This is a genomic window from Synechococcus sp. W55.1, assembly GCF_047461655.1.
Taxonomy (GTDB): domain Bacteria; phylum Cyanobacteriota; class Cyanobacteriia; order Thermostichales; family Thermostichaceae; genus Thermostichus.
Genome location: NZ_JANSHN010000008.1, coordinates 49,954 through 62,940, shown reverse-complemented (window position 1 = coordinate 62,940; position 12,987 = coordinate 49,954). Strand labels below are relative to the sequence as shown.

General features: G+C 57.6%; 14 protein-coding genes. 4 read left to right on the top strand and 10 right to left on the bottom strand.

Annotated features, from left to right (window positions below):
- The first annotated feature begins 5 nt into the window (after window positions 1–5).
- The 4 genes from NW816_RS05680 (at window position 6) to NW816_RS05665 (ending at window position 2,489) form a co-directional block, all read left to right on the top strand.
- On the top strand, window positions 6–344 hold the full coding sequence (locus NW816_RS05680; RefSeq protein WP_414329426.1) for a hypothetical protein: 339 nt from the start codon (window positions 6–8) through the stop codon (window positions 342–344).
- 84 nt (window positions 345–428) lie between these two features.
- On the top strand, window positions 429–770 hold the full coding sequence (locus NW816_RS05675; protein ID WP_011432043.1) for a histidine triad nucleotide-binding protein: 342 nt from the start codon (window positions 429–431) through the stop codon (window positions 768–770).
- 85 nt (window positions 771–855) lie between these two features.
- Entirely contained in the window at window positions 856–1,506 is a 651-nt protein-coding gene (locus tag NW816_RS05670) for a precorrin-8X methylmutase (protein WP_414408527.1), read from the top strand.
- Window positions 1,507–2,006: 500 nt separating this feature from the next.
- On the top strand, window positions 2,007–2,489 hold the full coding sequence (locus tag NW816_RS05665) for a hypothetical protein (protein ID WP_414408526.1): 483 nt from the start codon (window positions 2,007–2,009) through the stop codon (window positions 2,487–2,489).
- A gap of 107 nt (window positions 2,490–2,596) precedes the next feature.
- Here NW816_RS05665 and NW816_RS05660 read toward each other — a convergent pair whose 3' ends face one another.
- The 10 genes from NW816_RS05660 to NW816_RS05615 all read right to left on the bottom strand — a co-directional run bounded on the left by NW816_RS05660 (window position 2,597) and on the right by NW816_RS05615 (window position 12,855).
- Complete coding sequence (locus NW816_RS05660) at window positions 2,597–4,345, bottom strand: diflavin flavoprotein (RefSeq protein ID WP_414408525.1); 1,749 nt, start codon at window positions 4,343–4,345, stop codon at window positions 2,597–2,599.
- Window positions 4,346–4,460: 115 nt separating this feature from the next.
- Entirely contained in the window at window positions 4,461–6,227 is a 1,767-nt protein-coding gene (gene hflX / locus NW816_RS05655) for a GTPase HflX (protein WP_414408524.1), read from the bottom strand.
- Between the two features lie 46 nt (window positions 6,228–6,273).
- Window positions 6,274–6,447, bottom strand: a complete 174-nt coding sequence (locus NW816_RS05650; protein ID WP_414408523.1) for a hypothetical protein — start codon at window positions 6,445–6,447, stop codon at window positions 6,274–6,276.
- Between the two features lie 51 nt (window positions 6,448–6,498).
- Complete coding sequence (locus NW816_RS05645; RefSeq protein WP_414400650.1) at window positions 6,499–6,930, bottom strand: DUF488 family protein; 432 nt, start codon at window positions 6,928–6,930, stop codon at window positions 6,499–6,501.
- Window positions 6,927–7,544, bottom strand: a complete 618-nt coding sequence (locus NW816_RS05640) for a DUF488 family protein (RefSeq protein WP_414342081.1) — start codon at window positions 7,542–7,544, stop codon at window positions 6,927–6,929. Before NW816_RS05640 ends, NW816_RS05645 begins: the two co-directional genes overlap by 4 nt.
- Complete coding sequence (locus NW816_RS05635) at window positions 7,541–8,224, bottom strand: dual OB domain-containing protein (RefSeq protein ID WP_011432051.1); 684 nt, start codon at window positions 8,222–8,224, stop codon at window positions 7,541–7,543. The genes NW816_RS05640 and NW816_RS05635 overlap by 4 nt, the downstream gene beginning before the upstream one ends.
- A gap of 66 nt (window positions 8,225–8,290) precedes the next feature.
- Complete coding sequence (locus NW816_RS05630) at window positions 8,291–9,247, bottom strand: ABC transporter permease (RefSeq protein WP_414408522.1); 957 nt, start codon at window positions 9,245–9,247, stop codon at window positions 8,291–8,293.
- A gap of 6 nt (window positions 9,248–9,253) precedes the next feature.
- Window positions 9,254–10,303: an ABC transporter permease gene (locus NW816_RS05625; RefSeq protein WP_414352111.1), complete on the bottom strand. Its 1,050-nt coding sequence runs from the start codon at window positions 10,301–10,303 to the stop codon at window positions 9,254–9,256.
- Window positions 10,293–11,855 (bottom strand): ABC transporter ATP-binding protein, encoded by a 1,563-nt coding sequence (locus NW816_RS05620; RefSeq protein WP_414408521.1) that lies wholly within the window; start codon window positions 11,853–11,855, stop codon window positions 10,293–10,295. Before NW816_RS05620 ends, NW816_RS05625 begins: the two co-directional genes overlap by 11 nt.
- Window positions 11,827–12,855 (bottom strand): BMP family protein, encoded by a 1,029-nt coding sequence (locus NW816_RS05615; protein WP_099812061.1) that lies wholly within the window; start codon window positions 12,853–12,855, stop codon window positions 11,827–11,829. The genes NW816_RS05620 and NW816_RS05615 overlap by 29 nt, the downstream gene beginning before the upstream one ends.
- Window positions 12,856–12,987 lie beyond the last annotated feature (132 nt).

Sequence of the window (12,987 nt, the reverse complement as noted above, 5' to 3'; positions counted from 1 at the left end):
GCCCAATGGTTTACACCTTCGAGATCATCGGCATCGCCCCTGCTCTGCAGTTCTTTCATCAGCAACAGAAGCTGGCCCAGCGGCCCTGTGGGGTGGAATACCTGGGTACCAGCTCCTGCACCCTCGATGCGTTGCTGGGATCCGTGGAGGAAGTGCCGGCCCGGCGCGGCTGGGACTTGGATCAGTTGGTCGACGCTGTTATCCGCTTTTGGTGCAGCAACCCCGATTTGGTGAGTTTGTGGCGCTCTCGTTTTCGCGATGCCGGGCGAGATGCGCTGTTGGTCTCGCGAGTGGGGCATATTCAATCACTGCGGCAGGAATTTGAATGGCTGCTGAAGCAGTAGGTGCCGAGCGCCACTCTCGCCACCTGGGTGGGAGAATGTGCGGTTAGCAGGTAGGCTAAGGGCAGAACTAATTTGTGAGCACCCATGAGCGACACAGTTTTCGGCAAGATTATTCGCAGGGAGATCCCTGCACAAATCGTTTACGAAGACGATAGAGCCCTGGCCTTCAAAGATATTGCCCCCCAAGCCCCTGTCCACATTTTGGTGGTGCCCAAAGAGCCCATCCCCGGCATTTCCCAGGCCAAGCCCGAACATGAGGCATTGCTGGGACATCTCCTGCTGACCGCTCAGCGGGTGGCTGCCGAGGCAGGTTTAAATAAAGGCTACCGATTGGTGATCAACGAAGGAGAAGACGGCGGGCAAACCGTCTTTCATCTCCACATTCACGTTCTGGGCGGTCGGGGGATGGGCTGGCCTCCGGGCTAAGCAATGGCTTTTCCCACCAACTGAAGCCTCTGCAGGTACAATCCTGTCATTACTGAGGATAAACGGCGGGCGGGGTCTGGGATCGATGGAGTGGCACGTAACCGATGCAGAGAGTTTGATGATCATCGACCAGGAGGTGGGCAAGCACGAGCTTTCTCCTGCTGAGTATGAGGTGGTTCGTCGGGTTATTTATGCTACTGCCGACTTTGAGTACTTGAACCTCATCCGTTTTGGTAACGAAGCCTTACAGGCTGGGGCGGCGGCCTTGGCAGCGCGTACCACCATTGTGGTCGATGAGCCGATGGTACAGGTGGGCATTGCCTGGGCTGTTCAGAACACCTTTTCCAACCCCATCTATTGCAGCAGCGAAGCCATTACCCGCCCCCAAAGGGACAAGACCCGCTCTGCTTGGGGCTTGGAAACTCTGGCCCAACGCTACCCTGAGGCGATCTTTGTGATCGGCCAATCCCAGACCGCCCTCTCCACCTTGGTACGGCTGATTACCGAGAAGGAGGTGGCCCCTGCTCTGGTCATCGCCACGCCGGCTGGGTTTGTGAACGTGGTGCAAGCCAAGCAGGAGCTAGCCGATTCCATGGTGCCCCACATCCGCACTGAGGGACGCAAAGGAGGCCCGGCAGTGGCTGCAGCGGTGTTGGATGGCCTGCTGGACTTGGCTTGGCACGCCTATATACGGGTCAGCAGTGCAGATCATCCTGGCAAATCCGCGGTTTCATGACATGCTCCTTGCCCTTGGGCACCGTTCGCGGAAACAAGCCAAAACTTTGGCACTCAAAGCACATTTTTTCAGCAGTTGACTGCCCTGCCGCTGAAATCTCGCTTGGGACACCGCGCTTTATGGTCGTTTCAGTTTAGGGTGAGACGCCTGGACTACCGATCGCGCCAGCGGGACGGAGTCCTTGAAAAGCCTTCTGGCCTCGTGCATTCAATCATTCACTGTTTGAGGTGTGGGTGCAATGTCCTAGTTTGAATCGAAGTTTGAATTGAAATGACCATACACCCCTATAGTCAGTTGCTCTAGCGGTGCGGATGAGCTGGGGGCCTCGCAGCACTTTTGGGTCAAGAGTGGGTCTGCTGATCCAGATCACCCAGCCAAGAGGATCCCGGTCACTCGGCCTGCAAATTGGCATGGGCAAGATGGGAGCTGCGCTCTCAGTCCTGCCTCTTCAGAAAATGGCCTGAGAAGCGGCTGGGTTGAGCTTATGGAGGGATCTTCCCGTGCGGCATGCCATCTTCTTTTGCTGGAGCGGCTGCCTTCTGGCCTTGTTTTTTGCGCCGGGGGCTTGGGCACAAGCTGAGCCATGTCCGGCGGTTGCCCTTCTGCCCTCTTCACAGTTGCAGTTGTCAGAATCGTCAACACTTGCCTCTACTCTCTCGACAGCCCAGAAAGTGATCCACACTGCTACTGCACTCGACAAGGCAGAGGTTATCGCTACGCAACATTTTCCCGAACCGGTCAGCCCCTACCAGCGCTGGCGACAGAGGTATGCCCCCTCGGATCCCTTTTCCTCAGGTTTGAACAGCGTCCCTTATCGGCCAGCCCAGCAGGGATCCCAAAGGATTCAACAGGGAACAGAGGGGCTGCCCTTAGGGCCTGCGACCCGCCAAGGGGAACAGCTGGAGCAGATCGGGATCCGCCTGGGAGAAGACAGCCCTTTTTTCCTACATCCCAGTGGGTTGGTCTATCGGCAGTCCTATTGAAGTTTTTGTGAGTCTGTTCGCTACAGGGATCCCAGCTTCCCCAGGGAGAAGGGCTGGGAGTGAGAAATTATCTCTCACTTCTCTCTTCTCACTGCTCACTATCAGTATTAGTAATGATTCCCTACCTTGCGGTGGTGGATGGCGGTGAGGCCCTCTGGGCTGGAGACCCGACCGGCTTCTAGGGTGCTGTACACCACCCAGTGATCGCTGGTTTCCAGGCGGCTCACCACACGGCACTCCAGGTAGGCCAAAGCATCGGCCAAGATGGGGGATCCGTTGGCAGCAGGGTAGGTCTTGATCCCGGCAAAGCGGTCGGCCCCCGGTGGAAATCGCTTCAGGAAGTGGCGCATCAAGGGTTGGTAATGGCCTTCTTGCAGCACATTTAACACGAAGGTATCTCCCACCTGCAGGAAGGATTCGATGGCCCGATCCTTGGCTACTGCAATGCTGATCCCCGGCGGATCGGTGCTGGCTTGGGCTACCCAGGAGGCGAGCATAGCGCTGGTGGCTTGCCCTTTGCGGGCTGTGATAATGTAGAGGCCATTGCTGATGCGGCCCAGGGCGCGATCCAAGTCGGCATCCAAGGCTTTCATCTGCTGAATGTTGCGATCCCGCGTCAGCCACTGCCCCAGATCGGTACCTGCTTCTTCGGCCAGTTGCAGCAGAGCCTCGCCGGCAGGCTGCTTAAGCAGAATGGGGGCAAACACCTCTTTGGCGCCGATCTCCTGCAGGGTGTTGCGGCAGAGGTACACCGACTCATCATCTTCGCCGCCCGACTCAAACAGACCAAAGCCTTGCTTGCTGTGGGCAGAGGCCAAAAGGGTTTTCAGCAGCACTTGAGTGGTGGCGGCCTCAGGCCCTGATTGGGGCGGCATGCCTATCACCACACCGGCGGCCAAGCTCATCAGCTCCCGCACCTCGTGGGCATCCACCAGCCGCAAATCTGCCAGCTCCACCTGGATGCCGGTTTTTTGGATCCCGCGGGCAATGGCTTGAGCCAAGGTTTCCGCCTGGCCATAGCCGGACAGGTAGAACACTGCCACCAGGCGCTCGGCTTTGGCCTGCTCGAGGCTCCAGGTGCGATATTGCCCCACCCAGTCGGACAGGTGATGGCGCAGTAGGGGGCCGTGGCCGGTAGCAATGGCAGCGATGGGAGGCAAGGCTTCCATGCGCTTCAGGGCGGACAACACCGAGCGGGCGTTGGGCCCCATGAGGCAGTCGTAGTAGAGCTTGAAGTCGGCCTGCAACAGGTGGGGATGTTCGTCCCAGGCGAAATCGTCGCAGTAGTGCATCCCAAACACGTCGCAGGTGTAAAGGATCTGGGTGCCGTGGTCGTAGGTGAGGATGGTGTCGGGCCAGTGCAAGTTGGGGGCAGAGATAAATTCCAGGACATGCCCCTTGCCCAGATCCAAGCGATCTCCCTGTTTCACCACCAGCCGCTGGAAGGGCCGATGCACCAGATCTTCCAGAAATTGCACCGCCACCTTGGAGGCCACCACCGTCATCTGGGGCGCCAGCTCCAGCAGATCCCTAACCAGGCCGCTGTGATCTGGCTCGGTGTGGCTGACCACCAGGTAGTCGATCTGGGCAGGATCTAGGATCCCTTGCAGGCAATCCAGGTACAACTGGCGAAACTTCTCGTGGGAGGTGTCGATGAGGGCCACCTTCTCGCCGCGAATCAAGAAGGAGTTGTAGGTGGTGCCATTTTCCAGAGCAAATTCGATGTCAAATCGATCCCGATCCCAATCTTGGGAGCGAATGGCAAGGGTGTCGGCCCCGATGGGCAGAGTTTGCAGCGTCAGATGGGGCTGGGCCAGGCGAGGTGCGACTTGAGGTGCAACTGCAGTGGTGGCCATGTTCTCTCCCTAACTTTAAGTCGGGTAACAATCTCGATCTCAATGTAACCGAATGTTTATGTTGACAGGGGGTATAAATGCAATTTGCAAGTTGCGAAATCCTTATGGAATGCTTCTAGGGATCTCTGGGTTCCTGACTATCGAAGGGGTTGGGGCTTAGAACTGCAGCAAATTGGGCCAGGGTGTGGCGCAACTGATCCAGGTTTTGGCCGGTGGTGGCGGAAACAAACAGGGCCTTCGGGTAGAGCAGGCGCACATCCTCTACCCATTCGGGATCCAGGCGGTCGATTTTGTTAAACACCAGTTGCCGGGGGCCGGTGGCCAAGGGCATCTCGTCCAGCAATGTTTCCACCGCCTCGATTTGCCCCTCCCAGTTGGGGTGGGAGAGATCCACCACATGTAGTAGGGCATCGGCTTCCGTCACCTCTTCCAGGGTGGCTTGAAAGGCATCCACCAGTTGGTCTGGCAATTCGGTTAGAAATCCCACCGTGTCGGTCAGCAGGACCGCCTGCCGGTTGGGCAGATCCAGCCGCCGGGTAGTGGGATCCAAGGTGGCAAAGAGCTGGTCGGCGGCGTACACCTCAGCATGGGTGAGGGCGTTGAGAAGGCTGGACTTGCCGGCGTTGGTGTAGCCCACCAGGGCCACCACAGGAATTTGGGATCCCTCGCGGCGTTGGCGCAGCCGCTGCCGGTGGTGGCGCAATTCTTCCACTTCTTGCCGCAGCTTGCCGATGCGCCGTTGGATGGCCCGCCGCTCCATTTCCAGTTGGGTTTCCCCAGGGCCACGGGTGCCGATGCCCCCACCTAGCCGAGACATGGTGCGCCCTCGACCGGCCAAGCGAGGTAGCAAATACTGCAGTTGGGCCAGCTCCACCTGCAATTTTCCGGCCCGGGTTCTGGCCCGCTGGGCAAAAATATCCAAGATCACCTCGCTGCGATCCACCACCCGCACCCCCACCGCCTCTTCCAAGGTGCGCACCTGGCTGGGGGTGAGTTCCCGGTCGAACACCACCAAGTTAGCGCCCAGATCCTGGACCAGCAGAGCCAGCTCTTGCACCTTACCGGATCCGATTACCGTGGCCGAATTGGGGCCTTCCCGCCTCTGCCAGAGGGCTTGCAGCACCTGTCCGCCGGCACTCTCCACCAGGCGGCTCAGCTCCGCCAACCCATCCATGAGATCCTCGTAGCTCTGCCCGGACTCCTGCAGCCCCACCAGGATGGCCCGATCCTGATCCAGATCCACCTGGCGGGCGGTCAACTGGCGCCGAAACCCATCCTCCAGCTCCGCCACCAGCTCCTGCAGATCCTGTTCTGCCAGGATCCCCAAAGGCAAAGGCTCAGAAACCTGCCAACGGCGCTCTCCCTCCGGCAGCAGATGGGCCAGATAGGCCCGGTGAACAAAGCCCGTAGCCGCTCCTCCCCGGCGTCGGTGCCCTCCTGACTTGGACACGGAAAGGGTGATGAGGGCATCCAAACGCTGCAAAGCCATGGCCGTCAGCGCTTTTTGACCGGGGCCCCCCTCCCCCATTTGGGTGGTGATGCAGCGGATCCCGGATAGGCGCTCGGCCCCCTGGCGGGGCAATTCCCAAGCGGGAATCTGGGTTTCAAAAGGGGATCCCACCCCTACGCGGATCACCTGGCCGCGCCGGTTGAGGTAAACGCTGATGGGCCGGCCTTCCAACTCTTGGGTCAGGGATCCCAGCCGTTGGGCAAACTCCACCGTCACCAAGCGGTCGGGGGGTAGGCGCAGTTGATAGAGCCGTTGCAGTTGCTTTTGTTGGTGGGGCTTTAACCCTTTGGCCTGTTCGCGAAAGCCTCGCGTAGCGATAGCAGAGCTGAAGCGGGGGTCGGTCTGATGGCGAGAGGTGCTAGCCCTGGGCATGGGGACGGGGAAAGACCCAAAAACAAGCTTTCATCTACCATACACGCTAGCTGACAGCAGGAACTTGGGATCCAAAAGCAACGGCGGCAAACACTGGCCCAGTGTTGGAGCTGCCCAAGCTGGGATCCCTGTATTGAGCTTGCTGTCGGTGAGAGAGTTTCCAAATCGGTTGGGCAGTCAGGGATCCCTTTCGCTCCGTGTTGCCGGAATCCTGCTGCAACTCGGAGTAGCTGCATAAATCGGAAAAATCCGTAGTGCCAGCTCTTAGTTATCATAGATGCACGATTTCAACATCACCCCATTTTCTGCGCAAATATTCAGCAACCAGCCTACGATGACAGTGCTCAGGTGTAGCTTCACTACAAAGCAGACATCCTCCATCGAGAATACTTTTATCCACTTGATCTTCAATGCGACGCTCGGCCATCAGCGACAAAAACTGTCTCTCGTAGTTAGACCATTCACCACTGGCTTTGTAAGCATCGAGAATCTCTTGAGTTGGTGCAAGTTCCGGCAAATGAACATATCCAAGCTTGCAGATCTCGTGAAGAAAAAACTCTAGATCCCTCTTTTTCGTGAATCCTGCCAGTTGTGAGGTATTGTTAAGTCGAGTATCAACAACTCGAACCAGACCAGGCTGTTTTAAGCGATTAAAAAATTGCTCTGCACTTTTCTTCGTAAACCCTATCGTAAATATCTTCATGGCCTCGCGCTCCGCTCATCATTTTTTGACATTTTCTCATCTCGATAGGCGACACGCCTGCCTTGAATGAGATAGGCTTCGGCTATAAACTCTTCCCGACTTCTAAACAAGTCCCCCTCTGGAAGTTTGCAAAGGGCAAGAAGACGAGATTCTAGAGCCTCATGAGTCTCCAAAGAGCCATTGGCCAAGATGTGGTTGACCGGAATCCCACTTTGAAAAAGTTTACGCGCCACCAGCAACGATCTATGACATTCAATAGGGTCTTTCTCAGCACACATCAGTGCGATCCGATACCGACTAGAACCTTGGATCAGACGGTCGATCCCTTCGAGGAAGGCTGGCTCATTTGCCAGTCGTTCATACTGAATCCTACCCTGATCATAGCAGCTCGGATTTTCGCTACGTCCTCCCAATTCTTTGCCCAGAAAGACGTAAGCAATACCTGCTGCCGCTAAAGCACTTTTCAACTTTTCTTGTGAATATTGAGGGACGTAACGGCTATATGGACGTGAGCGAACGTCGCCAATACCGGTGATGTTGTACTGGCGCAGTAAGTCTATGAAAAAATCAATCTCGTGGTTTGAGTGACCAATCGTGTAGATCTCTGATTTCATATGAGTCGACCTGAGTAGAGAACAGCCGCTATCAGCTTGTAGTAATAGCCCAAGTAGGGATCGCTAAGGCTAACACACAGCACCGGATCGGGGATGTCATATTGACCGTCTTCGCCCATTAGGAAATCCCGTTCAATCACAGGATCGGTAACATCCATGCAGTATTTTACTCCCTTGTATACAAACTCGCCGCGTACTCTACGCTTAGAATTCGGGTATCCTGGTGCCTTGTAACCAACCAACAGACGCAAATGCTCGACCGGTACAAGGTAAAGAGAAACTCCGCTTTCTCGCCCGACACTTAACCGGTTGTTCCACCCAGCATAGCTGCTCTCGCCAGTGCCCCAGAGATTCTCAGGGTTGTCTAGCCAACTGTTGATATCCTCCCAAGGCAGGTGGCCAACTTTTTTCCAGCGGTGCTTTGGATTGATAACGTGGTTCTCCCTCTGGTGAGGTAGTGGCTGAGGTGTATCACAAGAGACACAGAGAATATCAAGAAGTTCTGGGTCGCCACCGCTCTCGTAGTACCTCTCATGTTCAGAGACCTCATGTGACGGGCGGCTGCTGACAGGACGCACCCATTCTCCTGGCTCTCCGTTCTGCCATTCCTTGCCGGCAATACAGCGACCGGCCATTTTTCTGGAGTTGGCGAAACAGACAATCGTCTTGACGTAAGACATACAGGCTTCTGGGGCAAGGGCAAAGGCTCAATAGGAGTAATTTTCGGCTTCTTGAAAGTCCAGTAGTCAAATCCGTTCTTCAGGGCGAAAGGGGATCAAAAGGGCGCGGGGCGCTTTGGCATGGCGAGAGACCAAGATCAACGCCGCAATACTGAGAAGATAGGGCAACATCAAAAAAAACTGATAGGGGATCCGGCTGCCCCAAAGCTGCTGAAGGCGTAATTGCAAGGCATCAAATCCAGCAAACAACAATGCCCCTGCCAAGGCTCGCCAGGGATCCCAAGCGGCAAAGACCACCAGAGCAATGCAAATCCACCCCCGTCCATTGACGATATTGAAGAAAAACGCATCGAACGCAGAGAGGGTTAAAAAAGCGCCGGCCACCGCCATGAGAGCGCTGCCCACCATCACGGCCCCGGTGCGAACGGCATAGACCGGGATCCCCTGGGAAGCGGCAGCCTGGGGATTTTCTCCAACCATGCGCACGGCCAGGCCCAGCGGAGTTCGGTAGAGGATGTAGGCCATGAGGGGCACCAGGAGAAGGCCGAGGTAGGTGAGGGGCGGCTGGGTAAACAGGGTTTCTCCCAGAAAGGGCAGGCTGGAGAGACCGGGGATCGGCCAAGGGCTGAAGGGGACGATTTTGGGAGGAGAGGTGACCTGGGGCAGGGCCATGCGATAGACAAAATAGGCGGCATTAATGGTCAAGAGGGTGATGCCGATGCCGGTGACGTGCTGGGAAACTCCAAGGCGGACCGTCAACAGGCTATGAATCAAGCCCACGCCGGCACCTAGGGTGGCAGCAAAGGCTACGCCCCACCACAATCCAGCTCCCTGATAGACCACCAGCCAACCGGTCATGGCCCCCAGGGTCATGATCCCTTCGATGCCCAAATTGAGAACGCCGGCCCGCTCACAGAGGACTTCGCCCAAAGTGCCAAAGAGCAAGGGAGTGGCAATGCGCAGGGTGGCCACCCAAAAGCTGGTGGTGCTGATTAAGCTGATTAGACTCAGGAGTGCAGACACGGGTGCTCAGTCCCAGCGCAGACGATAACGGGCCAATCCCATGCAGACCAACATCCACAGCAGGGCAGCAGCAACAATGACATCGGCAAGATAGGTGGGAACGCCCAAGCTACGCCCCATGGTATCGGCTCCCACATAAACCCCGGCAATGAAAACTGCGGCCCCCACCACCCCCAAGGGATGCAGTTGGGCCAACAGGGCAACAACAATGCCGGTGTAGCCAAAGCCCGGGGATAAATCCAAGGTGAGATAGCCCTTGAGCCCGAGAAGTTCACAAGCTCCCGCCAAGCCTGCCAGCCCCCCTCCCAGCAGTGAGGTATATAAAATAACTCTCCGGACTGGGATGCCGAGGAACCTGGCCGCTTCTGGGTTGGCGCCTACGGCTCGCATTTCTAAGCCCCAAACGGTGAACTGCTCCAGCCCCCACACCCCCAGGGCAGCAAGCAGGGCGATGATTAAACCAGCGTGGAGACGACTGCGGGGAATCAGCCGCGGCAGTAGGGCAGCATCCACAAGGGCACGACCTTGGGGCCAACCGAGAGCCAGAGGATCTTTGAGGGGGCCTTCCAGGAGATAGCTAATCCCGAGAAGAATGACAAAATTGAGCAGCAGGGTGGTCACCACTTCGTCCACCTGGAACTGAGTCTTGAGCCAGGCCGGGATCCACAGCAACAGCCCTCCGGCAATCCAGCCCGCCAGCAGCAGCACCAGCACCAACCACGGGCGCGGCAGCGAAAGCCCAGCGGTGCCCAAGAGGCTGGCAGCCAGAGCCCCACCATAAAACTGGCCTTCTGCACCGATGTTCCACAACTTGGCCCGAAAACACACCGCCACCGCCAATCCCGTCAGGATCAGGGGAATGGCCCGCGTCAAAGTTTCGCTCAGGGCAAAGGGGGATCCCACCGCTCCCCGCAGCAAAGCTCCATAGGCTGCCAAAACCGGGGATCCCGTCCACAGGATCAGCAGGCTACAGGAGAGGAAAGCCAGGACAATGGCTGCCATCGGCGCACTCAGGATCAGCCAAAGGGGCACAGTGGAACGAGGTTCAACACGCATCGGCCACCTCCTGCCCGGCCATACGCAACCCCAAGGCGGTCACCGTTGTGGTTTGGGTCGGGACTGCCGAGGAAAGCCGACCGCGATAGAGCACCGCCACTCGATCCGCTAAACTCAGCAATTCATCCAGGTCTTCGGAAATGAGCAGGATCCCGGCTCCAGCCCGGGCTGCTGCCAGCAGTTGGGCATGCACATAGGCCACAGCCCCCAGATCCAGTCCCCGCGTTGGCTGGTGAGCCACAATTACCTGGGGATCCCGACACAGCTCCCGCGAGAGGATCACTTTTTGCATATTTCCGCCGGACAGCAGTTGCACTGGCATCTGGAGCGCCTGCCGCGGATCCCCACTCTGGAGTCCCCGCACGTCGTAGGTCTGTAGCCAGGTGTGGGCCTGCTGATAGATTTGGCGGTGACGCAGGATCCCCCACCGCGAGAATTCGGGATCCCGATAGCGCTCGATCACCCAATTCTCCCACAGGCTAAGGGAACCGATCAGTCCGGTCTTGTGGCGGTCTTCCGGGATCCGAGCCATGCCTTGCCGCACCATCTCAGCAGGAGAGATCAGCCGCAGGACTCGGCCATACAGATGCAGATGACCTTGGTGGGGCCGGATCACCCCGCAGATCAGATCTGCCAGGACGGATTGCCCATTGCCCGCCACCCCAGCAATACCCACGATTTCGTGACGCCGCACCGTCAAAGAAACCTGCTCCAGATGCTGCTGCCCCACCCGACAGGAGACCTGCTGCAACTCTAAGACCGTCTCCCCCGGAGACAAAGGGGCTTTGACCACCGCCGCCAACCGCTGCCCCACCATCGCTTCCGCCAGAGCTGTGGGATGGATCTCAGCCGTCTTGCCCGTCATCACCACCCGCCCTGAGCGCAGCACCATCACCCGGTCACTGATGCGCATCACCTCCTGGAGCTTGTGGGAAATCAGCAGGATCCCCAGCCCGCGACCGGCCATCTGCCGTAGGGTGTGAAAAAACGGCTCAATTTCCGGTGGGGTCAACACCGCCGTAGGCTCATCCAAAATCAGGATCCGCGCCCCTCGATACAGCACCTTGAGGATCTCCACCCGCTGCCGCTCCCCTAAGGTCAGGGATCCCACCAGGGCATCGGGATCCACGGCCAACCCCAATTCCTCGGCCAGCTTTTGGATGCGCCGCCGTCCCTCTCGCCGCCGAGACCACAGGTGCCACAGGGGCTGAGTGCCCAGCAGAATGTTGTCCAGCACCGACAGATTATCGGCCAAGACCACATGCTGATGCACCATGCCTATCCCTGCCGACAGGGCAGCCGCCGGGGATCCCAGCTTGAGGGGCCGACCAAACACCCACACCTGACCCTGATCGGGAACGTAGTGCCCAAACAGGATGTTCATCAGTGTCGTTTTGCCCGCCCCATTTTCCCCCAAGATGGCCAGAATCTCCCCGGCCCGCAGCTCAAGATCAATCTGGTCGTTGGCCAGCAGAGCGCCAAAGCGCTTGGTGATGCCCACCACCTTCAGAGCCAAAGGCGCGTCAGAGGGTGGACTTGGGTTCGCTGTCATCGATGGCCACAACAAAAGACCCCGCCAAAATCTCTGCCTGCCGCTGCATCACCTTAGCTTTCAGTTCAGCCGGAACCTTGTCGGCAAAGGTTCCCCAGTCGGAGAGGCTGGATCCCCCATATTTCATCATGCTGTAGATCCCGTAGTCCTCTGCCTTAAACTCTCCGGCCTTCACCGCGGCAATGGCTCTGTCGATGGTGGGTTCCATGTGCCACAGGGCGCTGACCACCACCGTTTCTGGATAATCAGGCTGGGTATCGATCACATTGCCGATGGCCAAAACGCCCCTCTCTTTAGCGGCATCAGATACCCCAAACCGCTCTGCATAGAGGATATCTGCACCGGCATCAATTTGGGCAAAAGCCGCCTCTTTGGCTTTGGGGGGATCAAACCAACTGCCGATAAAGGTGACCAAAAACTTCACCTCCGGCTGCAGTTCCCTCGCCCCTGCCATAAAAGCATTCATGAGGCGGTTCACCTCTGGAATGGGATAGCCCCCCACCATGCCGATAATTTTGGAGCGCGTCAGCCCCCCGGCCACCATTCCCGTTAGATAGGAAGGCTCGTGGATGTAGTTGTCAAACACGGCAAAATTGCTCAGGGCAGGATCCGGCTTGAGGCTGGATCCCATCAAAAAGCTGACCTTGGGATAGTCTTTGGCTACTTCCCGCGCTTCCCGCTCCACCCCGAAGACCTCACCCACCAGCAGTTGGACGCCGCTCTCGGCATACTGACGCAGCACCCGTGGGTAGTCGGTGTTGGAAACTGACTCTGACCAGGTGTAGTCAATATCCCCCCGCTTCTGGGCAGCCATCAACGCTTTATGGATCCGGCTCACCCACTGCTGCTCAATGGGAACCGTATAAACCCCGGCCACCTTCAGCTTGGTTCCTTGAGCCACCGCGGCATCGCGAACCAACCAGCGGCTCCCCATCAGGCCAGCCACAAAAGCCCCAGAACGCAGGCAGAAGTCCCGCCGGGAGAGTTCTAAACGTGCCATAGTCGCTTCTGTTGAGGTTACTTCGAGATCGGGTTACTGCTCGGCTTATCCTAAGGGGGAGATCCCTGAAAATATGTATCCTGAAATACAATTTTTTGAGAAGGAGCTTGTTTGTAATGGACAACGAAGTTT

Bases quoted from the DNA above. Each gene is read 5' to 3' on its own strand.
- NW816_RS05680 (WP_414329426.1), top strand. From the start codon at position 6: ATGGTTTACACCTTCGAGATCATCGGCATCGCCCCTGCTCTGCAGTTC.
- NW816_RS05675 (WP_011432043.1), top strand. From the start codon at position 429: ATGAGCGACACAGTTTTCGGCAAGATTATTCGCAGGGAGATCCCTGCA.
- NW816_RS05670 (WP_414408527.1), top strand. From the start codon at position 856: ATGGAGTGGCACGTAACCGATGCAGAGAGTTTGATGATCATCGACCAG.
- NW816_RS05660 (WP_414408525.1), bottom strand. From the start codon at position 4,345: ATGGCCACCACTGCAGTTGCACCTCAAGTCGCACCTCGCCTGGCCCAG.
- hflX (WP_414408524.1), bottom strand. From the start codon at position 6,227: ATGCCCAGGGCTAGCACCTCTCGCCATCAGACCGACCCCCGCTTCAGC.
- NW816_RS05645 (WP_414400650.1), bottom strand. From the start codon at position 6,930: ATGAAGATATTTACGATAGGGTTTACGAAGAAAAGTGCAGAGCAATTT.
- NW816_RS05640 (WP_414342081.1), bottom strand. From the start codon at position 7,544: ATGAAATCAGAGATCTACACGATTGGTCACTCAAACCACGAGATTGAT.
- NW816_RS05635 (WP_011432051.1), bottom strand. From the start codon at position 8,224: ATGTCTTACGTCAAGACGATTGTCTGTTTCGCCAACTCCAGAAAAATG.
- NW816_RS05625 (WP_414352111.1), bottom strand. From the start codon at position 10,303: ATGCGTGTTGAACCTCGTTCCACTGTGCCCCTTTGGCTGATCCTGAGT.
- NW816_RS05620 (WP_414408521.1), bottom strand. From the start codon at position 11,855: ATGACAGCGAACCCAAGTCCACCCTCTGACGCGCCTTTGGCTCTGAAG.
- NW816_RS05615 (WP_099812061.1), bottom strand. From the start codon at position 12,855: ATGGCACGTTTAGAACTCTCCCGGCGGGACTTCTGCCTGCGTTCTGGG.